The 24,972-nt window shown below is 69.4% G+C and carries 22 protein-coding genes; 5 read left to right on the top strand and 17 right to left on the bottom strand.

Features of this window, described 5'->3' with window-relative positions; all coding sequences use genetic code 11:
* Positions 1-68: 68 nt before the first annotated feature.
* The 3 genes from ACTIMO_RS08640 (at position 69) to ACTIMO_RS08630 (ending at position 4,306) form a co-directional block, all read left to right on the top strand.
* The gene (locus tag ACTIMO_RS08640; RefSeq protein ID WP_055769295.1) at positions 69-902 is read left to right on the top strand and encodes a carbohydrate ABC transporter permease; all 834 of its coding nucleotides are present in this window, start codon (positions 69-71) and stop codon (positions 900-902) included.
* A gap of 85 nt (positions 903-987) precedes the next feature.
* Positions 988-2,328, top strand: a complete 1,341-nt coding sequence (locus tag ACTIMO_RS08635) for an ABC transporter substrate-binding protein (RefSeq protein ID WP_055768359.1) — start codon at positions 988-990, stop codon at positions 2,326-2,328.
* 85 nt (positions 2,329-2,413) lie between these two features.
* Positions 2,414-4,306: an amylosucrase gene (locus ACTIMO_RS08630; RefSeq protein WP_448182152.1), complete on the top strand. Its 1,893-nt coding sequence runs from the start codon at positions 2,414-2,416 to the stop codon at positions 4,304-4,306.
* A 21-nt stretch (positions 4,307-4,327) separates the two neighbouring features.
* On the opposite strand, the gene ACTIMO_RS08625 is transcribed toward ACTIMO_RS08630, so the two are convergent.
* The 5 genes from ACTIMO_RS08625 to ACTIMO_RS08605 all read right to left on the bottom strand — a co-directional run bounded on the left by ACTIMO_RS08625 (position 4,328) and on the right by ACTIMO_RS08605 (position 8,766).
* Positions 4,328-5,146, bottom strand: coding sequence for a shikimate 5-dehydrogenase (locus ACTIMO_RS08625; RefSeq protein ID WP_448182151.1), 819 nt, complete (start codon positions 5,144-5,146; stop codon positions 4,328-4,330).
* Positions 5,147-5,178: 32 nt separating this feature from the next.
* Positions 5,179-6,498 carry a hypothetical protein gene (locus tag ACTIMO_RS08620; RefSeq protein WP_448182150.1) on the bottom strand — a complete coding sequence of 440 codons (1,320 nt, stop codon included), beginning with the start codon at positions 6,496-6,498 and terminating at the stop codon, positions 5,179-5,181.
* Entirely contained in the window at positions 6,495-6,974 is a 480-nt protein-coding gene (locus ACTIMO_RS08615; protein WP_422390338.1) for a hypothetical protein, read from the bottom strand. Before ACTIMO_RS08615 ends, ACTIMO_RS08620 begins: the two co-directional genes overlap by 4 nt.
* Before the next feature lie 86 nt (positions 6,975-7,060).
* Positions 7,061-8,416, bottom strand: a complete 1,356-nt coding sequence (locus tag ACTIMO_RS08610) for a hypothetical protein (protein ID WP_055768347.1) — start codon at positions 8,414-8,416, stop codon at positions 7,061-7,063.
* A 2-nt stretch (positions 8,417-8,418) separates the two neighbouring features.
* A complete protein-coding gene (locus tag ACTIMO_RS08605; protein WP_448182149.1) occupies positions 8,419-8,766 on the bottom strand; it encodes a DUF6507 family protein in 348 nt (115 codons plus the stop codon).
* A gap of 236 nt (positions 8,767-9,002) precedes the next feature.
* Between ACTIMO_RS08605 and ACTIMO_RS08600 the strand changes: the two genes are divergently transcribed.
* A complete protein-coding gene (locus ACTIMO_RS08600) occupies positions 9,003-10,142 on the top strand; it encodes a glutamate--cysteine ligase (protein ID WP_055768341.1) in 1,140 nt (379 codons plus the stop codon).
* Positions 10,143-10,230: 88 nt separating this feature from the next.
* On the opposite strand, the gene ACTIMO_RS08595 is transcribed toward ACTIMO_RS08600, so the two are convergent.
* The 7 genes from ACTIMO_RS08595 to ACTIMO_RS08565 form a co-directional block, all read right to left on the bottom strand.
* Entirely contained in the window at positions 10,231-10,473 is a 243-nt protein-coding gene (locus tag ACTIMO_RS08595; RefSeq protein ID WP_448182148.1) for a hypothetical protein, read from the bottom strand.
* Positions 10,474-10,589: 116 nt separating this feature from the next.
* Complete coding sequence (locus ACTIMO_RS08590) at positions 10,590-10,910, bottom strand: HPr family phosphocarrier protein (protein ID WP_422390342.1); 321 nt, start codon at positions 10,908-10,910, stop codon at positions 10,590-10,592.
* A gap of 91 nt (positions 10,911-11,001) precedes the next feature.
* Positions 11,002-12,978 carry a beta-galactosidase gene (locus ACTIMO_RS08585; RefSeq protein ID WP_448182147.1) on the bottom strand — a complete coding sequence of 659 codons (1,977 nt, stop codon included), beginning with the start codon at positions 12,976-12,978 and terminating at the stop codon, positions 11,002-11,004.
* A 90-nt stretch (positions 12,979-13,068) separates the two neighbouring features.
* Complete coding sequence (locus ACTIMO_RS08580; protein ID WP_055768329.1) at positions 13,069-13,713, bottom strand: hypothetical protein; 645 nt, start codon at positions 13,711-13,713, stop codon at positions 13,069-13,071.
* On the bottom strand, positions 13,710-14,630 hold the full coding sequence (locus ACTIMO_RS08575) for a carbohydrate ABC transporter permease (RefSeq protein ID WP_448182146.1): 921 nt from the start codon (positions 14,628-14,630) through the stop codon (positions 13,710-13,712). The genes ACTIMO_RS08580 and ACTIMO_RS08575 overlap by 4 nt, the downstream gene beginning before the upstream one ends.
* The gene (locus ACTIMO_RS08570) at positions 14,627-15,610 is read right to left on the bottom strand and encodes a carbohydrate ABC transporter permease (RefSeq protein WP_055768326.1); all 984 of its coding nucleotides are present in this window, start codon (positions 15,608-15,610) and stop codon (positions 14,627-14,629) included. Before ACTIMO_RS08570 ends, ACTIMO_RS08575 begins: the two co-directional genes overlap by 4 nt.
* 19 nt (positions 15,611-15,629) lie before the next feature.
* Positions 15,630-16,922, bottom strand: a complete 1,293-nt coding sequence (locus ACTIMO_RS08565; RefSeq protein WP_055768323.1) for an ABC transporter substrate-binding protein — start codon at positions 16,920-16,922, stop codon at positions 15,630-15,632.
* A 163-nt stretch (positions 16,923-17,085) separates the two neighbouring features.
* Here ACTIMO_RS08565 and ACTIMO_RS08560 point away from each other — a divergent pair, with 163 nt between their 5' ends.
* A complete protein-coding gene (locus ACTIMO_RS08560) occupies positions 17,086-18,069 on the top strand; it encodes an acetylxylan esterase (protein WP_448182145.1) in 984 nt (327 codons plus the stop codon).
* Positions 18,070-18,094: 25 nt separating this feature from the next.
* Here ACTIMO_RS08560 and ACTIMO_RS08555 read toward each other — a convergent pair whose 3' ends face one another.
* From ACTIMO_RS08555 to ACTIMO_RS08535, 5 genes are all read right to left on the bottom strand, one after another.
* Positions 18,095-18,526: a DUF1801 domain-containing protein gene (locus tag ACTIMO_RS08555; RefSeq protein ID WP_055768316.1), complete on the bottom strand. Its 432-nt coding sequence runs from the start codon at positions 18,524-18,526 to the stop codon at positions 18,095-18,097.
* Positions 18,527-18,555: 29 nt separating this feature from the next.
* Positions 18,556-19,005, bottom strand: a complete 450-nt coding sequence (locus tag ACTIMO_RS08550; protein WP_235498671.1) for a BLUF domain-containing protein — start codon at positions 19,003-19,005, stop codon at positions 18,556-18,558.
* Between the two features lie 118 nt (positions 19,006-19,123).
* Complete coding sequence (locus tag ACTIMO_RS08545; RefSeq protein ID WP_448182262.1) at positions 19,124-21,688, bottom strand: rhamnogalacturonan lyase; 2,565 nt, start codon at positions 21,686-21,688, stop codon at positions 19,124-19,126.
* A gap of 136 nt (positions 21,689-21,824) precedes the next feature.
* The gene (locus tag ACTIMO_RS08540; protein WP_422390348.1) at positions 21,825-22,976 is read right to left on the bottom strand and encodes a mannitol-1-phosphate 5-dehydrogenase; all 1,152 of its coding nucleotides are present in this window, start codon (positions 22,974-22,976) and stop codon (positions 21,825-21,827) included.
* Positions 22,976-24,964 (bottom strand): PTS mannitol transporter subunit IICBA, encoded by a 1,989-nt coding sequence (locus ACTIMO_RS08535; protein ID WP_448182144.1) that lies wholly within the window; start codon positions 24,962-24,964, stop codon positions 22,976-22,978. Before ACTIMO_RS08535 ends, ACTIMO_RS08540 begins: the two co-directional genes overlap by 1 nt.
* Between the last annotated feature and the right edge of the window lie 8 nt (positions 24,965-24,972).

Raw genomic sequence — 24,972 nt, 5'->3', positions numbered from 1 at the left:
GCCGCCGCGGCGGGAGCACGACGGCGCCCGGTGCCGACACGCATGCCCGCGGGCCGCGCCAGAGCATCATGTCCCGCAGCGCCGCGATGCTCATCATGGGAGTCTTCACCCTCTATTTCCTGACGCCGATCTGGTGGCTCCTCACCACGTCCACGAAGACCGGCGGCGAGATCACCTCCACGGCTCCGCTGTGGTTCACGGCGAACTCCTTCGGGACGTTCTTCGGGAACCTCGGCCGCCTGTTCTCCTACGGGGACGGCCTCTTCGGCCGCTGGCTGCTGAACTCCGCCCTGTACGCCGGAGTCGGTGCCCTGATCGGCACGGTCATCGCGGCGATGTGCGGGTACGCCCTGGCGAAGTACGAGTTCAGGGGCCGCGAGGCGATCTTCAACATCGTCCTCAGCGGTGTCCTGGTCCCGGCGACGGCGCTCGCCCTGCCGCTGTTCCTGATCTTCAGCCAGGTCGAGCTCACCAACACCATGTGGGCCGTCTTCCTGCCGAGCCTCGTGAGCCCGTTCGGCGTGTACCTCGCACGCATCTACGCTGCGGCGAGCGTTCCCGGCGAACTGCTCGAGGCGGCCCGCCTCGACGGCTCGGGCGAGATCCGCACGTTCTTCACGGTCTCCACGCGCCTGATGGCACCGGCCCTCGTGACGATCTTCCTCTTCCAGTTCGTGGCCATCTGGAACAACTTCTTCCTGCCCCTGATCATGCTCCGCGACCAGGCGCTCTTCCCGGTGACCCTCGGCCTCTACGCCTGGAACAGCCAGATCAGCCAGATCCCCGAACTGCGTTCCCTCGTGATCGTCGGAGCGCTCGTGTCGATCGTCCCGCTGATCATCGCCTTCCTCGCGCTCCAGCGGTTCTGGAGCAGCGGCCTGGGCGCCGGCGGCGTCAAGTAGCACCACCGATCTTCCCGACCAGCACCACAGGTGCCGGGGCGTCCGCCCCCGCACCGCACTGCTCAATCAACCGATAGGAAAGACAATGCGCGCGCATTACGGAAAAGTCACCGCGGCCTTTGCCATGATTTCTGCGCTGGCTCTCTCCGGCTGTTCAGCCGGCGGAGACAGCTCCGGAGCCGAGGCAGGGGCCGAGGCAGCCCCCTGCGAGGCCTCCGACGGTCCCGTGACCCTGGAGTTCACCACCTGGGTGCCGGGTATGGACCAGGTCGTCGAGCTCTGGAACGAGGCGAACCCGGACATCCAGGTCACCGTCCAGACCGGGCCCAACGGCAACTCGGGTACGTACCAGAACTTCTTCAACCAGATCCAGGCCGGCAACGCCCCGGACCTCGGCCAGATCGAGTACGACGCACTGCCGAACTTCCGCGTCCAGGACGGCCTGGAGAACATCGCCGGCTGCGAGGGTGTCGCCGACGCCCAGGACCAGTTCGTGGACTGGACGTGGGGCCAGGTGACCTTCGGCGAGGAGGGCTCGGTCTACGCGGTCCCCCAGGACAGCGGTCCCATGGCCATGTACTACCGCGCCGACCTCTTCGAGGAGGCCGGCATCGAGGTGCCCACCACGTGGGAGGAGTACGCCGCGGCGGCCGAGGAGATCAAGGCCCAGGGTTCCTACATCACCAACTTCCCGAAGACCGACGTCAACTGGTTCGCCGGCATGGTGTGGCAGAACGGCGGCCAGTGGTTCGCGAACGACGGCGAGAACTGGGACGTCAACCTGACGAGCCCGGAGTCCGAGGAGGTCGCCACCTACTGGCAGGACCTGCTGTCCGAGGACCTCGTCTCCACCCTGCCCTCCTTCTCCGACGAGTGGAACGCGTCCTTCAACACCGGCCAGCAGTGGACCTGGGTCTCCGCGGTCTGGGGCGCGACCACCCTGTCCGACGGCGCACCCGACACCGCCGGCAAGTGGGCCGTGGCCCCGATGCCGCAGTGGGAGGACGGCGGCGAGACCGCAGGCAACTGGGGCGGTTCCTCCACCGCAGTGCTGAAGGGCTCGGAGCACCCGGCTGAAGCCGCGAAGTTCGCGCTCTGGCTGAACACCGATCCCGAAGCCCTCGCCCTCGCCAACGAACTCGGCGGCCTCTACCCGGCCGCGAAGTCGGCCACCGAGCTCGAAGCCTTCGCCGGCGGTGTCGACTACTACGGCGGACAGAAGATCTACGACGTCTTCGCCGAAGCCTCCTCGAACGTGAACCCGGACTTCACCTGGGGACCGACCATGACGCAGACCTACACCGACGTCTCCGACGGGTTCGGTGCCGCCATCGGTGGTTCGGGCACGCTGATGGACGCCCTCGAGACCGGCCAGCAGAAGACGATCGACTCGCTGAAGGCGCAGTCGATCCCCGTCTCGGAGTAACTCCGCGCCGAGCACCAGATCATGGAGCGCCGCGTCCCGTAAGGGACGCGGCGCTTCCTGCATCCGCCTGGAATAGGGTTGACGGATGACCACGCCACGGGCCGAGGACCGCATCCGAGCAGAGCTGCAGTCCGCCCGTTCGGCGGACACGCCGGATGCCGAGTGGAGGTCCTTCGAGGCCCGCTTCGACACGGAGTTCCCGCGCCTGCAGTCCCTGTTCCACCGGATCTACGGGCCGGACGCGGACGCGGAGCTGGTGCAGGTGGTGCTGGACGCCGCCCGCTCCTGGCAGGAGCGCCCGGCGGACCTCAAGGACATCGACGCGTCGCGGGCCATGGCACCCGAGTGGTTCAGGTCGAACAGGATGCTCGGGGGCGTCTGCTACGTGGACCTGTACGCCGGCGATCTCGCCGGTGTACGCGAGCGCATCCCCTACTTCCGCGAACTCGGGCTCACCTACCTGCACCTGATGCCGCTCTTCCTCGCGCCCGAGGCGAACTCCGACGGCGGCTACGCCGTGTCCAGCTACCGGGACGTCGATCCCCGGCTCGGGACCATGGACGACCTCGCGGACCTCGCCCGGGAGCTCCGCGAGGAGGGGATCGCCCTCGTGGTCGACTTCATCTTCAACCACACCTCCAACGAGCACGACTGGGCGCGCAGGGCCGTTGCCGGCGACCCCGACTATGCCGACTTCTACTGGATCTACCCGGACCGCGAGCTGCCCGACGCCTACGAGCGGACGGTGCGCGAGATCTTCCCCGACGACCACCCCGGCTCCTTCGTGCAGCTCGAGGACGGACGCTGGATCTGGGCCACCTTCTACTCCTTCCAGTGGGACCTGAACTACCGCAATCCGAAGGTCTTCCGGGCCATGGCCGGCGAGATGCTCCACCTCGCGAACCAGGGCGTCGACATCATCCGGATGGACGCCGTCGCCTTCATCTGGAAGCAACTCGGCACCGCCTGCGAGAGCCTGCCCGAGGCACACCTCCTCCTCCAGGCCTTCAACGCCGTGTGCCGCCTCGCGGCGCCGTCGCTCCTGTTCAAGTCGGAGGCGATCGTGCACCCCGACGAGGTGGTGCAGTACGTCGACCCGGGCGAGTGCCAGCTGAGCTACAACCCCCTGCAGATGGCCCTGATCTGGAACTCGCTCGCCACGCGGGACGCCTCCCTCCTCGCCCAGGCGCTGGAACGCCGGCACGACCTCCCCGACGGGACCGCATGGGTCAACTACGTCCGCAGCCATGACGACATCGGGTGGACCTTCTCCGACGAGGACGCCGCGGAACTCGGGATCGACGGCCACGACCACCGCCGGTTCCTCAACGCCTTCTACGTGGACCGCTTCCCGGCCAGCTTCGCGCGCGGTGTCCCGTTCCAGGACAATCCGCGCACCGGCGACTGCCGTATCTCGGGCACCACGGCCTCCCTCGCGGGACTGGAGGCCGGCGACGGCGCCGCCGTGGCCCGCATCCTCCTGGCCCACTCCATCATCCTCAGCACGGGCGGCATCCCGCTGCTCTACCTCGGGGACGAGGTGGGCCAGCTGAACGACTACTCCTACGTGGACGATCCCGCGAAGGCCGGGGACAGCCGCTGGGTGGGACGGCCCGCCTACCCCGCCGAGCGCTACGCCGCGAGGACGGACCCCGCCACCGGGGCAGGCGCCCTCTTCAGCGGCCTGTCGGGACTCATCGGCATACGGAAGCGCACGCCCGAGTTCGCCGGCGGGCGGCTCCTGCCCTTCCACACGCACAACCCGCACGTCCTGGGGTACCAGCGGCCCGGGCTGCTCGACGGCGAGCACTCCACCGTCGTCGTGTTCGCCAATGTCGCCGACACCCATCAGGTGATCGCGTCCACCACGCTGTCCGGGCTGCCCCGGACGGCCGTCGACCTCATCGGGGGCGGGGTGGTCCGCCTCGACACCGCGCTGACCCTCGAACCGTACGCCGTGCGGTGGCTGCGGGTCTGACGACGGCGACGGCCGCGTGCGTCAGGCCTCCCGGCGCGAGAACTCCCCCGCCGCACGGACCTGCTCCGGCGTGGGCCTGATCCCCGTGTACAGCACGAACTGCTCCTCCGCCTGCAGGGCCACCACCTCGGCCCCGGTGATGACGGGCTTCCCTGCCGCCCTCGCGGCGAGGACCAGGGGCGTCTCCGACGGGGAGGCGACGACGTCGAACACCACCCGCGCGGCGTCGACCGCGGCCTGCGGGAAGGCGAGGGCATCCGCGTCCGCGCCCGCCATGCCCAGGGGGGTCACGTTGAGCAGGAGATCGGCCACCGCATCGCCGACCTCGGCACGCCAGTCGAAGCCGTACAGGCCGGCGAGCGCCCGCCCGGTCCGCTCGTTGCGGGCGACGACGGTGACCCGCTCGAACCCGGAGTCCCGCAGGGCGGCGACGACAGCCTTCGCCATGCCGCCCGAACCCCGGACCAGCACGGAGGATGCCGACGGGACGGCGTGCTCGCGGAGCAGCCGTTCGACGGCCAGGTAGTCTGTGTTGTAGGCGGTCAGGACGCCGTCGTCGTTCACGATGGTGTTCACGGAGTCGATCGCGGTGGCCGACGGGTCCATCCGGTCGACGAGCGGGATCACGTCCTCCTTGAAGGGCATGGACACGGCACATCCCCGGATGCCCAGGCCGCGCAGCCCCGCGACGGCGGCCGGGAGGTCGGTGGTGGTGAACGCCTTGTAGATGTAGTTCAACCCCAGCTCCTCGTAGAGGTAGTTGTGGAAGCGCGTGCCGATGTTGCTCGGCCGGGCTGCCAGGGAGATGCAGAGGGTCATGTCTTTGTTCAGGATGGGCACCCGGCCATTCTCCCTGCCGTGCGGCGTCCGGCCTAGTAGGCGCCCAGGCGCACCATGCCGTCGTGCACGTGACGGGCCAGGACGCTCCACACGGCGGCGGACTGGAACGGTTCGAGCTCCACGCCTCCTGTCCCGTTCACGAAGACGAGGTGCTGACCCGCCGTGCCTGCCGAGAGCCACGTGCTCGCCGGCGCCTCCGAGCCGGCGTCCTGCAGCGACCAGGCGAGCCACGGCTCCCGCCACATGCGGACCAGGCCCGGATCGCGGCCCGGCGGACTGGGGACCGGGCCGTTCTCGAGCCGGCGGGCGAAGGCCTCCGCGGTCAGGGCGAGATGCTCGCCGGTGTAGCTCCAGGCGGGTCCCACGCCCAGCCAGGAGACGATCAGGGCGGGCAGGTTCGCGGCGTTCACGGCCTGCACCCGGCTCCGGCCGAGCGCCGGGGTCGCAGGGTCCCCTGCCGGGGCCGGTCCGGACACCAGGAAGGCACCGGCCGGGCCGACCCACGCCGTGAGGGAGGTCGCGAGATCGGCGCGGGAGGCGCCGACCGTGAAGGAGAAGGTCCGCTCCCTCAGCGGGGCGAGCAGCTGCCGTCCCGCCGTCGTCGGCACACCCGTCGCGTCGAGCAGACCGGCTGCGACGAGTTCGGCACGCAGCGGACCCTCCTCGGCCGGATGGACGGCGCCCACGCGGTCCTCGGCACGGCTCATCAGCAGGGCGAGGGCCTCGTCACCGACGAGGTGGCCGCCGGCGACGAACGGCTGCACGGCGGCGATGCGGGAGAGATCCTCGAGGGGACGCCCCAGGTGCTCGGAGGCGGTCCGGTCGAGGGCCGGCTCGGGACCTGTCGCCGCCGGAGCCCCGGCCGGCGGCGTGGTGGGCGGCGTGGTCGGCCCTGCCTCGACGGTCGCCAGGGAGACCATCCGGTGAAGGAGGGGTTCCATCCCGAGCAGCTGTTCGGGCGCGAAACTGCAGGTGATCTCGAGGGACAGCCCGCCGATCACGCAGAGCCACCGCACGGCGCAGACGGCCTGGCCGGCCTCCTCGTACGTGATCTTCTGGCGGCGGGCGGGATGTCCGCCGAGGGTCGCTTCCTCGTGCCCGACCACATGGGCTCCCGGCAGGGACCGGAGGGAGGAGATGACGGCCCTCGTCGCGAGCAGGGCGAGTGATGCACCGCCGCTCTCACCGAGGCGCACGACGAGATTCGGCCGGAACGTCCCCTCGGGGACCTCGGGATGCGCGAGCACCAGTGCGGCGCCGCGCTCGGACAGCCGCTGCCAGGCGCCGAGCCGCGGGACGGAGACGGGGCCGGCCGTCTCCCAGGTCCACCCCTGATCGAGCTGCGTGGTCATGGCGCCTTCCGGTCCTGCGTCGGGTCCTGCATCGGGTCCTGCATCGGGGTGTCCGTCCGGGTCGGTGTCCGGTCCCGGGGTGCGCCGTCCTGCTGCCCGCCCTCCTGTCCGTCCGTCGGCCCGTACTTCCGGGAGAAGGCGTCCGTCCCATTCCTGATGCGGTCGTCGGACTCCCTCATCCAGCGGGGCTGGAGGAAGCGTGGCATGAAGAAACAGCCGAGCAGGCCCAGAGCCAGGCAGGCGGTCAGGACGAGACCGACCAGCCCGGCTGCGGGCTGGGGCAGGTCGAGCAGGGCGTCATCGACGGCGATACCCACCAGGAAGACGCCGATCGGCAGCATCGCCAGGCTGGGCTTGCCCGGCAGGAACCCGTCCCCCACCACGAGGAAGGTCCAGGTCCGGCGGATCGTCGCGATACTCGCGACGATCAGGAAGAGACCCAGCGGGAGGGCGGTGAACAGGAGGATCGGGGACATCAGGGGCTCCGTGGGGCGAAGGGGCGGGCAGGATCACAGGGTCCTCGGCCGGGCGTCGGCGTCGAACGCTCGGCGGCGCGGCCAGCCTAGCCGAAGACCGAGTCCCATCCGTCCGAGATCGCTCCGCCGATGTCGGACACGACCTCCTTGCCGGCGTCGTACGCCGCCTCCGCACCGTCCGCGACGGCGTCCTTGACACTCTCCCCGCCCAGCCAGTCCGGCAGTTCCTGGTCCGCCAGGTAGGAGATGCCCATACCGACGCCGAAGCCGATCACCGTACCCACCGGACCGCCGATCATGGTCCCGACGGCCGCGCCCGTCATGCCCGCACCGACGTCGAACGCGGTCTTCGCCCCACCGCGCACCACGCCGAGCTCGGTGGCCCGGGCATTCCGGTCCGCCTCGCTCATCTCCGGGTGCTCGACGAGCAGACGGTCGTAGGCCTTGCCGCGCTCGTCCGCGATGGTCAGTCCCGCCATCCCCACCGCGAGCACGCCGCCGCCGATCCTGATTCCCTTCAGCCCGTTCGGCAGCTCGCCGAAGGTGGGCCTCGGCGCCGCCGGATCGGGGATGCGCCAGTTGGAGGGGTTCGCGTCCACGCGCGCCCGGTAGGCAGCTGAGCTGTCGTAGAGCCGTTGGTTCACCGACGGACGCCAATCCACCGCGGGCACGAACCCGTTGCGCGTGTAGGCCTCGGACACCGTGCGGCCGTAGTCGGGGTGGTCCGGGCTGCTGATGTGGACGTCGCGGCCGTCGATGGTCAGGTACCGGTTCCCCGCGATCTCAGCCGGCGTGAGCGGCAGGTTCGGATCGAGGGGTGTGAACCTGAAGTCCTGCCACGGCATGGGGACCTGGCGGTAGGCCGTGATGTCGACGCGCTTGAACGTGTAGGTGCCCGAGTAGTTGGTTCCGCCCGCGACGACCAGTCCCACCTCGGGCCCGCTCAGGGTGCTCACGGTGTCGTCGGTGGTGCCGTCGATGCCGTTGAGTGCCGCGACGCACGCGAGGACCGCGTCGTCGTAGTCCTGCGCCAGCGCAGTGATGTCGTGCTGCAGCAGGCCCTGCTGCAGCTGGTCGACGTCCGAATCCGGATCGGCGGGATCGACGCGTGGCGGGTCCGCCTCGAAGGCGGCCACCTCGCCGAGCAGGGCTGAACGCCGGGCCTCGAGCTGGCGGACGGTGTCCGCGAAGGCCGTCAGCGCCGTCTTCGCCTGCGCGGCGGCGAGTTCGAGGACGTCCCCGTGGGGTGTGATGCTGCTGAACACCGCGAGGACGTCGACCTGCTCGGGTGCGCTGTAGGAGGCGGACAGTCCCGACCAGCTGGTGGCCAGGCCGTCGACGGCGGTGCTGACCGCGGTCCCCGCTGTGGCGATCTCCGCGGCTGCGGCGTCGAGGTCGGCGGTCAGCGCCCAGTCGTCCAGGCCGCTCGTGTCGAAGCCCACCGTCACTCCTTCGCGTCGTCGATGTCGAGGGAGGGCATCTCCGTCACCCGGGCGCGGGCGGTGTCCGCCATGGCGGCGTCCCCCTCCACATAGGCGTTGATCGCAGCACCCACACCGTTCACGGCATTCTCCACCCTGGTCGTCGCGGCCTCGCACTGGAGGACCAGCACGTTGTTCCAGAGGGCGATGAGGGCTCCGCCGATCTGCTGGCTGCGGGAGGCCGTCATCGCCGCATCGATCGCCGAGCTGAGGTCGGCGCGCGCGGTGTCGATCTCCGCACTCTCGGCCGTCACGCCGGCCAGCACGCCCCGGCATGCGGCCACGTCGATGTCGTACCCCGGTATCGCCATATCCATTCCCCCATGCGTTCAGCTCCGGACGGCGGCCTGAGCGCCGCGTCCCTCCTGCACTCTAGGTGCTGATGCGGGTTCCGGGCGATGGGGAGAACTCCCCATCCTGTCCCACCGTCGACCCGGGGACGCATCGCCGCACCCGGCTCCGTCACTACACTGGGGACAGTCCTCCCTGCGACGGCGCATCGACGAGGCGTCCGCACCCCTTCCCGTACCGTTCCAGGAGCGTCTCCTTGAAGATCGATTTCGCCCAGTCAGCGCAGTCCACCCTCGGCGTCGAGTGGGAGCTCGCCCTCGTGGACCGGTACAACGGCGAACTCGTCTCGGTGGCCGACCAGGTGCTCCGCGGGGTCAGCGCGAACCACCCCGAGCTCCAGGAGGACGAGGAGCACCCGCACATCAAGCAGGAGCTGCTGCTCAACACCGTCGAGCTGGTCACGGGGATCTGCAGCACCGTGGCGGAGGCGAAGGAGGACCTCTCCCGTTCCCTGGCCGCCGTGCGGGAAGTGACCGACCCCATGGGCATCGAACTGTTCTGCGCCGGATCCCACCCCTTCAGCGCGCCCCGATCCCAGCCCGTCACGGACAAGGAGCGCTATGCCAAGCTGATCGACCGCACCCAGTGGTGGGGCCAGCAGATGGTCATCTACGGCGTGCACGTCCATGTGGGCCTCGACGCGCGGGACAAGGCCCTGCCGGTGGTCGACGGACTGACCAACTACTTCCCCCACTTCCAGGCGCTCTCGGCATCGTCCCCGTTCTGGGGCGGCGAGGACACGGGCTATGCGTCGCAGCGTGCCCTCATGTTCCAGCAGCTGCCCACCGCGGGACTCCCCTTCCACTTCGACGACTGGTCGGGCTACGAGTCCTACGTGCAGGACATGTCCACCACGGGCGTCATCGACTCGGTCAGCGAGATCCGGTGGGACATCCGCCCCGTGGGCAACCTCGGGACGGTGGAGATGCGCGTGTGCGACGGCCTCTCGACCCTGCAGGACGTCGGGGCCGTCGCTGCCCTCACCCAGTGCCTGGTCCACGAGTTCTCGCGGGCGCTCGACGCCGGCGGCACCATCCCCACCATGCAGCCATGGCACATCCAGGAGAACAAGTGGCGGGCTGCCCGCTACGGCCTGGACGCGATCATCATCCTCGACGCCGACGGCAACGAGCAGCTCGTCACGGAGCACCTCGTCGAGGTCCTGAACCGGCTCGAGCCTATCGCCGCCGAGCTCGGCTGCAGCAGCGAACTCGCCGACGTCGAGGACATCATGCGGCGCGGCGCCGGCTACCAGCGTCAACGGCGGATCGCCGAGGAGAACGACGGCGACCTCCGCGCCGTCGTGCTCGACATGGTGGAGCAGTTGCGCGCCTAGTGTCCGCGCGGCCGGTCCTGCAGGAGCTGTCGGCCGGTCGCCCGCCGGTCGCCCGCCCGCCGTGGCCTGCCGTGGCCTGCCGGTGGCCCTATCGTCCGCCGGTGAAGCGGTCGTCGGTCGTCGGGTTGTCCGCCGGAGCATCCTCGAGGCCGAGATTGCCGGCGGCCGTCTGTGGGGAGGGGTCGCCGTCGGGCACGGCCTGGTTCGCGATGAGGTCGACCTCGTCGGCCGCCGTGAGGGGCCCGTCCTGGATCTGGCCGACGTCCGTCGGATCGATCCCCTCGGTGCTGCCCAGGTCCTTCAGATGGTGGTTCCCGCTCGGCTGGTCCATCCACCGAGCCTAGGCCGGAGCACCGTCCGGCCGCAGGGCGGACGGCCGCCCACGAGGTCGTTGCGCCCACCGGCACTCTGTGGGACGTGCCGGCATCGACCGGTGGGGTGATGCGCCTAGGTGACGGGTGGAGTTGCCACGAGCAGGGCCACGACCCCGGCGAGGACTCCCTCCGCCCCCGGACCGGAGCACGTCACCAGGACGGTCTCTCCCGCTCCGAGGCCGAGCCCGAGGACATCCAGCAGCCGGGCAGCGTCGGCGGCGTTCTGCGGCTCGGCGGATCGGTGGAGGCGCACATCGCAGCCCGATCCCTCCACGAGGTCCGCCATCCGTCGGGCGAGGGCGGCATGAAGACCATGGGGATCGCCGATGACCACCTCGTCCACCATGTCCTGCCTCCTGCCCGATCCGCTCGCGTGGCCCGCGATGGGCTGCACGCGTCCGTCCTGCGGGCCCAACGAGAAATCTACCCGCCTCCGCTGCAGGGATCGACCGGAAATCCGGCGCGGACCCGGTTCTCCCGTCCGGTCAGTCGCCGCTGCGGACGACGGCGTACCCGAAGGGCTGCAGGCTCACGCCGTCCACCGCTCCGCCGCCCAGGACGTCCTCGCCGCGGAGGCCGACCTCCGCGGTCCGGTTCCCGTGGTTGATCACGGTCAGCAGCGAGCCGCGCCGGATGGCTTCGACCGTCGGTGGCAGGTCCGGCAGTACGGGTTCCACCCCGGCACCGGCGAACACCTGCTGCAGCACCTGGCGCGCGCCGCCGTCGTCGGGGACGGTCGCGAGATAGTAGGCGCGGCCGTCCCCCCGGGCCGCGACGGTGAAGGCAGGACGGCCCTCCTCACGCCCGCCGTCGAACCGTGCCAGGACGTCGGCATCCACCGCGTGTGCCTCCTCCGCCAGGAGGGAGCCCTCGAAGGCGATGGCCTCGCCCCGCACCCGCGCATGCTGCTGCCCGGGACCCGCGGATCCCGGGGGCACCAGCGCGCCGAAGTCGTCGACGACGATCCCCAGCAGGTCCCGCAGCTGGGTGCCGAAGCCGCCGGGGCGGAACCTGTCGTGCTCGTCGACGACATCGGACAACGCCGTGACCAGCAGATGCCCACCCGCGTGGACGAAGCCCTGCAGGTTGGCGGCGGCCTGCACGGTGAGGAGATAGAGGTGTGGCGCGAGGACGACGTCGTACGGCGCGAGGTCCGCCGTCGGCGGCAGGAGGTCGACCTGCACGTGGAGGCGGTGGGCGGCGTCGTACCAGCCGCGCAGCAGCGACAGGTAGTCCAGCGGTACGGGGTGGTCCGGGTTCTCGATCGCCCACCAGTTCTCCCAGTCGATCAGGAGCGCGACGCGCGCCGAGCCGTCGCCGGCCGGCAGATCGGGCAGGCTCGCGAGGGTGCGGCCGAGGGCCGTCACCTCGCCCCACGTGCGCGTCCCCGTCCCGGCGTGCGGCAGCATGCCGGAGTGGAACTTCTCGGATCCGGCCCTCGATTGCCGCCACTGGAAGAACAGGATGCCGTCCGCCCCGCGTGCGACCGCCTGCATGCTCTGCGCGGCGAGCTGGCCCGGTGCCTTCGGGGCATTGGTGGGCCGCCAGTTCACGGCGTTCGAGGCCTGTTCCATGAGCAGCCACGGCGTCCCCGGCTTGAGCGAGCGCATGAGGTCGCCGTGGAACGCCCCCTCGCGGAAACTCTCGGGGTCGTTCGGGTCCGGGTAGAGATCGTCACTGATGACGTCGAGTTCCGCCGCCCACTGCGTGTAGTTCACCGGCTTGAACGCGCCCATGAAGTTGGTGGTGACGGGCTGCGTGGCCCCGGCCGCCCGGATGATGTCCCGTTCCATCCGGTAGCACTCCAGGAGCATGTCCGAGGTGAAGCGGCGGTAGTCGAGCAGCTGGCCCGGGTTGTGGCTGTACGGCGCGTGCCGCGGCGGGAAGATCTCCGCGAAGGTGCCGTAGCGCTGTGACCAGAACATCGTGCCCCAGGCCTCGTTCACGGCGTCGATCGAGCCGTAGCGCTGCTGGAGCCACCCGCGGAACGCGTCACGCGCGGCGTCGGAGTAGTCCGTGTTCAGGTGGCAGCCGTACTCGTTGTTCACGTGCCAGAGGACCACGGCGGGGTGTCCCGCGTAGCGTTCGGCGATCCTCGTCACGAGAGCCGCAGCGAGCCTGCGGTAGGCAGGCGACGACGGCGCATAGTGCTGCCGGCTGCCGTGCCAGTAGGGTGTCCCGTTCTCGTCGGCCGCGAGCATCTCCGGGTAGGCGACGGTCGCCCAGGGCGGCGGTGAGGCCGTGGCCGTGGCGAGGTCCACGGCGATGCCGCCCTCGTGCAGCAGCCCGATGACGCGGTCCAGCCACGCGAAGTCGAACTCGTGCTCGGAGGGCTGGATGCGCGCCCAGGAGAAGATGCCGAGGCTCACCAGCGTGACGCCGGCCTCGCGCATCCGGGCGACGTCCTCGGGCCACACCTCCTCGGGCCATTGCTCGGGGTTGTAATCGGCGCCGTAGTGCACGTGGTCTCCTGTGATCTGCCGGTGCTGCGGATGATGCGGGTGGACGGGGTCGGATCCGGGTCGGATCGGAATGCGGTGCCGCCGGGCCCGTCAGGAGCGTCGCCGGCGCTCCCGCACGGACGTCGCCAGGGCCGCGAAGACCAGGCAGCCTACACCCGGGACGATCAGCGGCGGAAGTTGCCAGGCGACCACGGCGGTGAGCACGACGGCGGCGGCGAGCCACAGGATCCCCGCCGGGTCATGGCGTGCGTCGCTGAGCCACAGGAGCACCGCGGCGCGCCAGGAGCGCGTCGCGTACCAGCGCGCCGTGGTGCCCGCGACGCCGCAGAGCAGCCCGACGAGGAGCAGGATCCCGGCCCCCAGGACGAGGGGCCCGCCGGGCAGGAGGCCCGAGCCGGCGACGACGATGTCCAGCAGGAGCAGCCCCGCCGCGACCAGCACGCCGATCCCCGCCGGCCAGCCGGTGCGCAGCGCTGCGGTGAAGTCGGCCACGAACTGCCGCACCGTGGAGTCCTCTGCGCGGAGGAAGCGGTGGAGATGCGCGGACCCGGCCGCGAGGGACGCCGGGAGCGTGATGATCCCGAGGGCGGCGACACAGCACAGGACGCCGACCCAGAGCACCTCGCCGAACAGGGCGAACCTCGCCGTCGCCCCGGGCCAGCGCACGGCGCTGCCGTCGCGGACGGCCGAGAGGCGCCCGCGCTCGGCAGCAGCGTCCCGCCGGCCCCGGGTCATCCCTTCAGGCCCTGGGTGGCGACGCCGTCCACGAGGAACCGCTGGAAGATGATGAAGAACAGCATGACCGGGAGCAGCGCCAGCACCGAGATGGCGATCGTGGCGCCGTAGTCCGACGTGCTCGTCTGGTCGTTGAAGATGTTCAGTGCCAGCGGCAGGGGGTACTTGTCCGGGGAGTTCAGGTACAGGAGCGGACCCAGGAAGTCGTTCCAGCTCCAGATGAACGCGAAGATCGACGACGTGATCAGGGCCGGCTTGATGAGCGGCAGCGTGATGGACAGGAAGATCCGCCTGTGGCCGCAGCCGTCGATGCGCGCGGCCTCGTCGAGCTCACGGGGCAGGTTGCGGATGAACTGCACCATCAGGAAGACGAAGAACGCCTCGGTGGCAAGGAACTTGCCGGCGAGCAGCGGCCAGAAGGTGTCGATCAGGCCGAGGTTCCGGAAGATGATGTACTGCGGGATGATCAGCACGTGGAACGGCAGGAGCAGCGTCCCGATCATGGCGGCGAACAGGATCTTGCTGCCCTTGAAGGTGATGCGCGAGAACGCGTAGGCGGCCATCGACGAGGAGATCACGGTACCGATCACGGCGCCGACGGCGAGGATCAGCGAGTTCAGGAAGAACTTCCACGTGGGGATGCCGGCGATGCCCTGCATGACCTTCACGAAGTTGTCGAGGGTGGGGTTCTCCGGGAGGAGCCCCTGGTTGCTGCCGAACTCCGCATTGGGCTTGAACGACGCCGAGAACATCCACAGGAGCGGATAGAGGACGACAGCCGTCAGCGCCAGGATCCCTACGATCCAGAGGGCTGTCGGGAGGTGGCGGCGCATGGGCCGCCGGCGCGGGCCGGACTGCCTCCGGTGGTCCGGGTCCACCGGCACCGGGACGGCGGGGTTCGATTCGATCGTGGTCACTTGGAGTCTCCTGCGTAGTGGACCCAGCTCTTGGAGGTGCGGAAGAGGATGAAGGCCAGGACTCCGACGGCGAGCAGGAGGACCCAGGCCATGGCCGAGGCATAGCCCATCTGGTTGTTCGCGAAGGCCCGGGTGTAGAGGTACACGGTGTAGAAGTTCGTGGCTCCCCCGGGTCCGCCGGTCCCGGAGCCGATGATGTAGGCCGAGGCGAAGATCTGGAAGGCGTTGATCATCTCCAGCAGCAGGTTGAAGAAGATCACCGGCGAGAGCATCGGCACCGTGACGCTGATGAACTTGCGCCAGGACTTCGCGCCGTCGACCGACGCCGCCTCGTACAGTTCTGCGGGGACGCCCTTGAGCCCGGCGAGGAAGATGACCATGGGGGCGCCGAACTGCCACACGGCCAGCAGGATCATCATCGGCATGATCAGCGACGGGTTACCGATCCAGCCGCCCATGGTGATGCCGAACAGGTTCAGCGTGCTGTCCACCGGTCCCTCGGTGGAGAACATGGCTCGCCACACGAGGGCGATGCTCACGCTGGCACCGATGAGGCTCGGCGCGTAGAACGCGGAGCGGAAGAATCCCGTGCCCCGGGCCTTGTAGTTCAGCAGCATGGCCACGGCGAGCGCGGCTGCGAGCTTGATCGGCGTCCCGACGAGCACGTAGATCAGCGTGATCCTCACCGAAGCCCAGAACCGCTCGTCGCCGGCCATCCGGGTGAGGTTCTCGAGGCCCGTCCACTCCGGGGCGGTGAAGAGGTTGTAGTCCGTGAAGGCCAGGTACAGCGAGGCCAGCATGGGACCGAGGGTGAGCCCGACGAAGCCGAGCAGCCAGGGCGAGAGGAACACGTAGCCGGCGACCGTGTCCCGGTTCCTGCGGCGGGGCCGGGGCGAGCCCGTCCGGCGATGGTCCGCCGGACGGGCACCGGATGCGGCGGTGCGTGGTGTTGCCGGCGCATGCGCCGAATCCGTGGTCACGGGCTGACTCCTTGTCCTGCTAGTTACCGAGCGTGACGGCGGCCTCGTCGAAGAACTGCTTCGCGGCGTCCTCCGGCGTGACTGCGCCCAGGCCGATCGACTTGCCGAGGTCCCAGAAGGTCTGCTCGATGGCGCCGAAGCCGTTGACGGGTGCCGCCGGCGCGTCACCGATGCGGTCCTCGATCGAGTCGAGGTAGTCCTTCACGGCCTGGTCGGGTCCCTCGAGGTTCGCTCCCTCGAGCTGGGTCTCCGAGGCGGGGATACCGAGCGTCGCACCGAAGATCTCGCCGACCTCGGGGCTGTTGATGAGGAAGTCCACGAATGCTGCGGCAGCTTCGGGATGTTCCGTCTGGGCGGACGCAGCCTGCATGAGGCCGACCTTGCGGTACAGGTCCTTCTCGTCGGGGTTGCTCGTGGGAGGGGCCACGATGGTGATCTCCTCGGCCCCCGAGTCGCCGAGGTAACCGCCGAGGAAGTTGCTCCAGCTCATCTCGCTGGTCGTGATGGATCCGCCGAAGCCGGAGACCGGGTTGATCTCCTCCAGCTTGCTCTGCGGGACGGTGACGCTGTCGCGGTTCTCCTGGCCCTCGGTCCAGTGCTCGGCCAGCTCCTCCTGCGTGAAGTTGAGCTCACCTTCCTCGGTGAACAGTTCACGGCCCTGCTGCCGCAGCTTCAGCTCGAGGTCCTGGATGCGCTGGGTCGTGTCGGTGCCGCCGTAGACGGTCCCGCCACCCGCCTCGGTCACGGCGGCCATGTAGGCGTCGTAGTCCTCCCAGCTGGTGCCACCCTCGTAGGGTTCCACCCCGGTGTCCGCGAGCAGACCCGGGTTCTGGAACACGGACCAGGCGCTGTAGCCGGTAGGGATGGCGAAGGTCCCGTCCTCCAGCGTGCCGGTCGCCAGGAGGGTCTCGTCGATCGCGTCGGTCGTGACGCCGTTGCCGAAGTAGTCCTCGAGGTTCAGCAGCAGGCCGTTGTCGCCGTACTGGCGGAGGTAGGTGTAGTCGAACTGCATGACGTCGGGCAGGCCACCACCGGCAGCCTCGGTCTGACGCTTCTCCCAGTAGGAGGGGTAGTCGGTGAAGGTGTCGTTGATCGTGATGTTCGGGTATTCCTCCTCGAACGCGGCGATCGCCTTGTCGTACCGCGCAGCGCGGTCGTCGTTACCCCAGAAGGTGTAGTTGAGGGTGATCTGCTCCTCGGTGTCGAGGGCGGCCGGCTCATTCCCGCCACCGCCGCAACCGGTCAGGACCAACCCGGTGGCCGCGAGGGCCGCGACACCCGTCAGGGTGCGCCGTGTAAGAGTGCGGAACATCGTTGTCCTCCTGGAAAACTTCATCGTCAGCCATCGTGGGACGCTTCGGGAAAGCGTTATCCCACAGCGTAGATTGAATCGTATCAATGGTCAACAGTCGGATGAGGGCGGGACATCGTCGCCCACTATCCTCGCTCATCCGGCACGTGAAAGGATGCACCCCATGCCCCAATTCGACATGCCGCTCGCCGAACTGCAGCGATACCGCCCCGAGCGTGACGAGCCCGCCGACTTCGATTCCTTCTGGGACCGCACGCTCGGGGAGCAGCGCATCCATCTGGCACCCCCGGTGTTCGAGGAGGTCGATGCCGGGTACTCGCAGCTCGTCACCGAGGACGTGACCTTCGCCGGCTTCGACGGTCAGCCCGTGAAAGGCTGGCTGCTACGACCCCGGCACGTGGAGGGCCCGCTGGCGGCGGTCATCACGTACATCGGGTACGGTGGCGGCCGCGGCCTCCTCGGCGAATGGACGGGCCTGCCGAGCGCCGGCTACGCCCACTTCGTGATGGACCTGCGCGGCCAGGGTGCCGGGCACAGGACGGGGGACACGAAGGACGGCCCCCTCGCCGGGCCGCACTCCGGCGGCTTCATGACCCTGGGCATCGAGGACCCCGACACCTACTACTACCGGCGGCTCTTCGTGGATGCGGTGCACGCCGTGTCGGCGGCGCAAGACCACCCCGCCATCGATGCGTCGCGGATCGTCATCTCGGGCGGGAGCCAGGGCGGGGGTATCACCCTCGCCACGGCGGCACTCACCCAGCGTGTGAACGGCGTCCCTCCGGTGGCCGCGATCGTCGACGTCCCCTTCCTCGCGCACATGCGGCGCGCCACCGAGATCGTGGACACGGCGCCCTACGCGGAGATCTCGAGATACCTCGGGACCAGGCGCAACGACGTCGACGCCGTCTTCCGGACGCTGAGCTACTTCGACGGCGTGAACTTCGCCGCGCGCAGCACCATGCCCGCACTGTTCTCCGTGGGACTGCTCGACGACGTGTGCCCGCCGTCGTGCGTCTTCGCGGCGCACAACCACTATGCAGGCCCTACCCGGATGAAGGTCTACCCGTACAACGGCCACGAGCAGGGCGGCGCCTTCCAGGACGTCGAGCATCTGGCGTTCGTCCGTGAAATCGTGGCCGGCTGAACGTGCGGCGTGCTGCGAGCGGTCCTCAGGACTGCCGGGGTACGTGCAGGACCGTCGTCGCGTGGTCGTAGCCACCCGCGACCAGGAGACGCAGCACGCCCGGGTCGACGTCGGCCAGGGTGTTCACGTAGAGGCATCCCGCTCCACGCCGGTGCTTCCCGAGGCGCGCGAGCAACTCCCCCGCGCCGGGGCCGTAGGTCAGTCCGTACAGGACGAGGTGCGCCTTCCGCGGGGAGAATCCGACGGCTGCGGCGTCACCCTGGTGGCCGGAGGCGTATCTGTAGTGGTAGGAGCCGAAGCCCACGATGGACGGTCCCCACATCGTGGCGGGCGCACCGGTCACCGCGCCCATCAGGGCTGCGAGCGCCTCCCCGTCCCCGCGGCGAACGGGGTGCTGGACGGCTGCGAGGAAGGCCGCGGGGTCCTCAGCGGTGGGTCGCGCGACGGGATCGCCCATGGGTCAGGACTCCGGCGCCGTCGGGACCATCAGCGCAGCTGGACGGCACGGTCCTGGAACCAGCGGATCAGTTCCTTGAGCGCCTGCAGCGAGTGCGTGGGTTCCTGCTCGCGCTCGAGATCCGAGAACGTGCTCCGGTAGCCCGGCACGTCCTCCTCGAGGGTCTCCGACACGGGCTCGTAGCCCATCGTCCAGTCGGGGAACTGGCGTTCGTCGATGGTCTCCTGCAGCAGGACCCGCACGTCCGTGTGCTCGGGGTCCGCGGCGATGATGGACATCCGGCGCCGCAGCTGGTCCTCCGGCCCTTCGAGGACCTGCAGGAAACGCCCGTTGCGGTAGAGCAGCATGCCCGTGAGCTCGTGACGGGCGTTGTTCGCCCTGCACAGCGCGAGCAGGGCGCCGAGGCCCTCGTCGTCGTAGGGATGAGCAGCGCTGCTGGAGTAGACGATCGACAGCAGGTCACGGGAAGCGTTGGTCACACCTGCCAATCTAACCGACAATCACGGCGTGGAACGAGCCACTTCCTCCGGGCATGGATCCGGCAGGGCCGCGTACCCGTCCGCACGCGGCCCTGCCGGACACTTCCGTCCGCCCCCGTCAGTGCAGGGTCGGCAGGACCAGGGACGCCGAGCGCTCCAGCGTCGTGCGCGCCTGTCGTTCGACCGAGACCGGCTTGTCCCTGCCCAGCCGGTCGATGAACTTCTCCACGGCACGAGCGGCCTGCCCCGCCTGGTCCCGGTCCACCGCGCGCCGTGCCTGATCGAGCGGGGCGCGGAGCTGCTGCGCGGCCGGCCCGGTGACCCGGCCGGAGGCGATGAACTCCTCGAGCTGCCGCTGCAGGGCCGGCAGGGCGCCGGGCAGGAAGGCGTCCGGCACCGGCACCGACGCGAGGTCGGTGTCGGAGGCCAGGTAGAAGCTCGTGTATGCGGGCTGGTTGTAGGCCGTGTTCTGCCGGGCGATCTCCGCGCGGTACTGGGGGTCGTGCATCAGCGTGTACAGCTTGCGGTCCGTCACCTCGGTGCTCGTGAAGATCCTGATCGCCGAGCTGTCCGCCGTCCGGACGAGGAGTTCCTCGCGCCAGTCGCCGAACACGTCGGCGACGAGCGACGGATTGCCCTTGGTTCCGTTGTTGGTCCGTGTGTCGGTCGCCGTCAGCAGCCGGCCACGGCGTGCGTCGTCGATGGTGGGGGTCTGGTTCCCCGATCCGTTGACGAGCTGCGTGGTGCCGTCCCCGGCCCAGCGGATGCTCATGTTGGTGCCGTACCCGGCGGGCTGCAGGAGCGTGCCCGAGGCCGAGCGGAGTCCGACGGCCCAGTTCTCCAGGCCCCGGACGGCCGGATCGACGTCACCGATCATGCCGCGTCCGGTGTCCTTGCCCGTGTACCCCCCGAAGAGCACCTCGCCGTTCGAGGCGTCACGCATGGCCCATCCGTAGGGTGCACCCGTGGCGCCCTCGTGGACCGAGAAGATCTCCTGGCCCGGACGGTCGGGGTCGATGTCCGTGACATGCATCGCATCGCCGTGACCGAGCTTCGCCACCGTGCCCGGAGCGGCGCTCCCGGCGGGGAGGGTGTCGAAGGAGCTGTAGAGGAGCGAGCCGTCGTCGTCGATGGTCGCGCTGCCGTAGACGATCTCCTGCCGCCCGTCGCCGTCCACATCGGCTGCGCTCAGGGAGTGGAAGCCCTGCCCGGTGAGGGTCCCGAAGTCGGGGCTGGTGCCCGTGCCACCGTGCGGTCCGTCGTTGAAGGGGTTGGACATGGGGACGTGGCCCGAGTCCACGGACCAGTCGCGCGTCAGCTGCTCACCGTCCCAGCGGTAGGCGACGACGGTGGCCCGCGTGTAGTAGCCGCGTGCGAAGACGGCCGACGGCTTCTCACCGTCGAGGTAGGCCACGCCCGCGAGGAAGCGGTCCACGCGGTTGCCCGGCTCGATCCGCGCCATCGCGTAGTCGCCCCACATCAGGCCGTCGTCACCGCGGCCGGGCTCGTAGGGCACGGTCTCCAGTTCGGCTCCGGTGGCCCCCTCGAACACGCTCAGGTACTCGGGCCCGTCCACGATGAAGCCCTCGAACCCGCGGAGGTTGTTGCGGGCACTGCGGGACGGGGCGTAGACGTCCATGAAGTAGTCGGCCATGGCCCGCGCGTCGGCGTCGGAGAGCGGGTACTCGTACCGGGGTTCGATCCCGAAGGCCTCCTCGAGGGTGGCGGGCCAGTTCCCGGCGGCCACCTCGGGGTGGTCCTTCCAGCCGGAGAAGAGGTCGACGACGTGCTCGTAGTACCCCGCGGCACTGAGCCGGTAGTCGTCGGTGTCGCCGAAACCTGCAGCGACGTCTGCCTGGGGCAGGGTGACGTACTCCTCGGAGAGCACGCCACCGTCCGGGCCGTAGGTGGTGGTCTTCGTGCCGGGCGCCGTCTTCAGCATCAGCTCCGAGCGGCCGTCGCCGTCGAAGTCGGACACCATGAACTGCGTGTAGTGGGCGCCGGAGCGGATGTTCACCCCGAGGTCGATCCTGCTGAGCAGTCGACCGTCCGCGGCGTACGTGTCGACATAGGTGTTGCCCGTGTACCCGACCTGCGACACGTCCTTCGAGTTCGAGGGGTCCCACTTCACGAAGTACTCGTAGGAGCCGTCACCGTCCACGTCCCCGACGCTCATGTCGTTCGCCGCATAGGTGTAGGCCTCCCCTGCCGGCGTGACACCGTCGGCCGGTCGGCCCAGCGGGAGGTCGGTGTACGCCTGGGCCCAGGGGTCCACCTCGGCGCTGTGGTCCACCTCGAGTCCGTCGACGACGGCTGCGACGCTGTAGCGCGCAGCACCCGCTGCGGCGGGCCCGGTGACGGAGGGATCCAGGAAGTTCGTGCTGTCCGTGACCGTCGCGATCGGTCGTCCGTCCCGGTACACCGTGAAGTCGGGTCCGCCGGCGCCGGCCGCTCCCTCCGCCGCCTCGGTGGCACTCAGGCGCCAGCTGAGGAAGACGCCCTGCGGCGTGGCGGCGGCGACCAGGCCGCGGTCGAGGTATTCGAGCTGGACCCCGCCGATCGGCGCCGCGTTCGCCGTCTCCCCGCCCTGGGCGAGGGCGGGGACCGACAGGCCGGCGGTGAGGAGGACTCCGGCGGTCAGGGCGACGCAGACGGGCCGTGCTGTTTTCTGTACCGAACTCATCATTGAATCCTCTGTTTGGAAAACGCTTTCCTTAATACGCTAGGAGTCCCCCCGGGATCCGTCAAGGGCAGGCACGCGAAGAGGGGGCGGCCGAAGCCGCCCCCTCTCCCCCTTCCCTGCGCTGCAGGTCCGGGCCTTACGCCGGGTGGTGCCCCGGCACGTGCTGCGCGATCAGGTCCCGCACCGGGGCGTACAGCGGGTGATCCGCCCCGAGGCCGGTGATCGACGTCGTCGCCTCGTCCGGGGATTGGGATACGAGGATCTCGGCCAGCGCCGCGACCTCCGGATCGTCCTGCGCCGTGAAGGTCAACGCCGCCCGCATCGCCTCGAGCAGGGCTGCCGGGTGGACGCCCTGCTCAGCCAGTTCGGCAGCCGGTCCCACGAAGCGCTCATGACGGCTCAGCTTCCGCAGCGGCGCTCGTCCCACGCGCACCACCGTGTCCGGCAGGTGCTGGTTCGTGAAACGGCGCAGGATCTTCTGGACGTACGCTTCCTGCTCCGCCTCGTCGAAGCCGTGCTTCGACACCAGCAGCTGCTTGGTCTCGTCGAGGACCGCGCGCACCTTGCCCGCGATCCCCTCGTCCGCCATCGCGTCGGCGATCTTGTCCACACCGGCCGCGTAGCCGAAGTAGGCGGCCGAGGCATGTCCGGTGTTCACCGTGAACAGCTTGCGCTCGATGTACGGGGCGAGGTCGTCCACGTAGGTGGCCCCCGGGATCTCCGGAGCCCGGCCCGCGAACGGCGTGCGGTCGATGACCCACTCGAAGAAGGTCTCCACCGTCACGTCGAGACCCTGACCCTCGGCCTGGTTCGGCACGATCCGGTCGACGGCCGTGTTGGCGAAGACCGCCCGGGCCGTGAGGTCAGCACCTTCGTAGACCTGTTCCACCTCGCGCCGCAGGAGATCCGTCGCGTTGATGGCGTTCTCGCACGCCATGACCTGCAGGGGTGCCGACCCGGCGTCGCGCTGGGCGATGGCCCGGGCGATGACCGGAGCCAGGAACTTCAGGACATTGGGTCCCACGGCGGTGGTCACGATCTCGGCCGAGGCGATCTCCGCGACCACCTCCTCCTCCTGCGAGCGCGAGTTCAGGGCGCGGTAGTTGTCCACCGTCTTCACCGCGGGCTCCTCCCCGACCTCGTGGACCTCGTAGCCGGGCGTCGAGGCCAGCTGATCGATCAGGGCGTCCGCGACGTCGGCGAAGACCACCTCGTACCCGGCTTCGTGGAGCAGGAGCCCCACGAAGCCGCGTCCGATGTTGCCGGCACCGAAATGTACTGCCTTCACTACGCATTGACCTTTCCGAAGAGGGCGAGGACCTCGTCCACCGAGGTGGCGTCGTCGAGCTTGGCCACCTGGTCCTTGTCGGAGAAGACACGGGCGATCGCCGAGAGGATGGACAGGTGCTCGTTGTTGACGCCTGCGACGCCCACCACGAACTTCACCTGCTTGCCGTTCCAGTCGATGCCCTCCGGGTAGCGCACGATCGACACGGCCGAGCGCTTGATCAGGTCCTTCGCCGCATTGGTACCGTGCGGGATGGCGAGGAAGTTTCCCATGTAGGTCGGGACCGACTTCTCGCGCTCGTGCATGGCGGCGACGTAGGTGGCATCCACCGCGCCGCGATCCACCAGCAGGCGGCCCGCCTCGTTGATGGCGTCCTCCTGCGTCGTGGCCCTGCCGTGCAGGACGACGCTCTCCTCGGCCAGGACGTCGTTGCCGCCCCCGGCTGCATCGCCGTCGCTGACGTCGTCGACCTCGGATGCCGCTGCTGCGGGCATCGGGGCCTTCGGGTCCACGCCGCCCTCGGCCGCCGCACTGGCGCGGACCAGTTCGACGATCTCGTCGTACCGCGGGCTGTTCATGAAGTTGTCGACGGCCACGTGCGTGGCGCTCCGCGTCAGGGGCTCGGCACGTGCGGCGAGGTCCTGGTGCGTGACGACGACGTCGTAGTCGTCCTTCAGATTGGCGATGGCGGAGTTGGTGACCTTGACGTCAGGGAAACCGGCGGCCTTGATCTTGTTGCGCAGCACCGAGGCGCCCATGGCGGAGGAGCCCATTCCGGCGTCGCAGGCGAAGACGATCGAGCGGATGGGACCGTCGGTGGCCGACGAGGACGCGAAGTTCCCGGCGACCGAGCTCTTCTTGCCCTTCAGGCCCTCCATCTTGGCTGCGGCACCCGAGATGTCGTCGTCCGAGGCCTTCGAGGTCTTGAGGATGACGGAGCCGATGAGGAAGCTGACCGCTGCTGCCATGAGGACGGACAGTGTGATGCCCACGAAACTGTCGGACGCCGTCGCCGCGTAGACGGCGATGATGCTGCCCGGCGCCGCGGGCGAACGCAGGCCGGCTCCCGTGAGGACGAGCGTGAAGATCCCGGCCATGCCGCCGCCGATCACGGCGAGGACCATGAGGGGCTTCATGAGCACGTAGGGGAAGTAGATCTCGTGGATGCCGCCGAGGAACTGGATGATGATGGCGCCGGGAGCGGAGGCCTTGGCCATGCCGCGGCCGAAGATCGCGTAGGCGAGCAGGAGGCCGAGACCGGGGCCGGGGTTGGCCTCGAGCAGGAACAGCAGCGACTTCCCCGTCTCGGTGGCCTCCTGCGTGGCAAGGGGTGTGAGCACGCCGTAGTTGATGGCGTTGTTGAGGAAGAGGATCTTCGCCGGCTCGATCAGGATGCTGGTGAAGGGCAGCAGGCCGTTGCTGACCAGGAAGTCCACGCCCCTGCCCGCGGCGTCGCTGAACAGGGTCACCACGGGGCCGACGGCCAGCAGGCCGAAGACCGCCATGAGCGCCGCGAAGATTCCCGCGGAGAAGTTGTTGACGAGCATCTCGAAGCCGGGGCGGATCTTGCCGTCCCAGATGGAGTCGAGCTTCTTCATGAGGTACGCGGTGAGCGGGCCCATGATCATGGCACCGATGAACATCGGGATGCTCGTCCCGACGATCACGCCCATCGTGGCAGCGGCGCCGACGACTCCGCCGCGGGTCTCGTAGATCATCTTGCCGCCGGTGTAGCCGATGAGCAGCGGCAGCAGGTAGGTGATCATCGGGCCGACCAGCCCCACGTTCGGATCCCCCGCCGCGTTCTCCCCGAAACCGCCGAGGACGCCCACGGGGAAGTATCCGGCCTCGATGAACAGCGCAGTGATCAGGCCCCAGGCGATGAACGCACCGATGTTGGGCATGATCATCGCGGAGAGGAAGGCTCCGAACTTCTGCACGCGGACCCGGGCACTGGTGCCGGATCGTGCCTCTACTTGTATTGCCACATTCTTTC

The organism is Arthrobacter sp. CP30, assembly GCF_053470025.1.
Note: the sequence above shows the minus strand (reverse complement) of the source record. Positions and strands in the feature narration are given on the sequence as shown.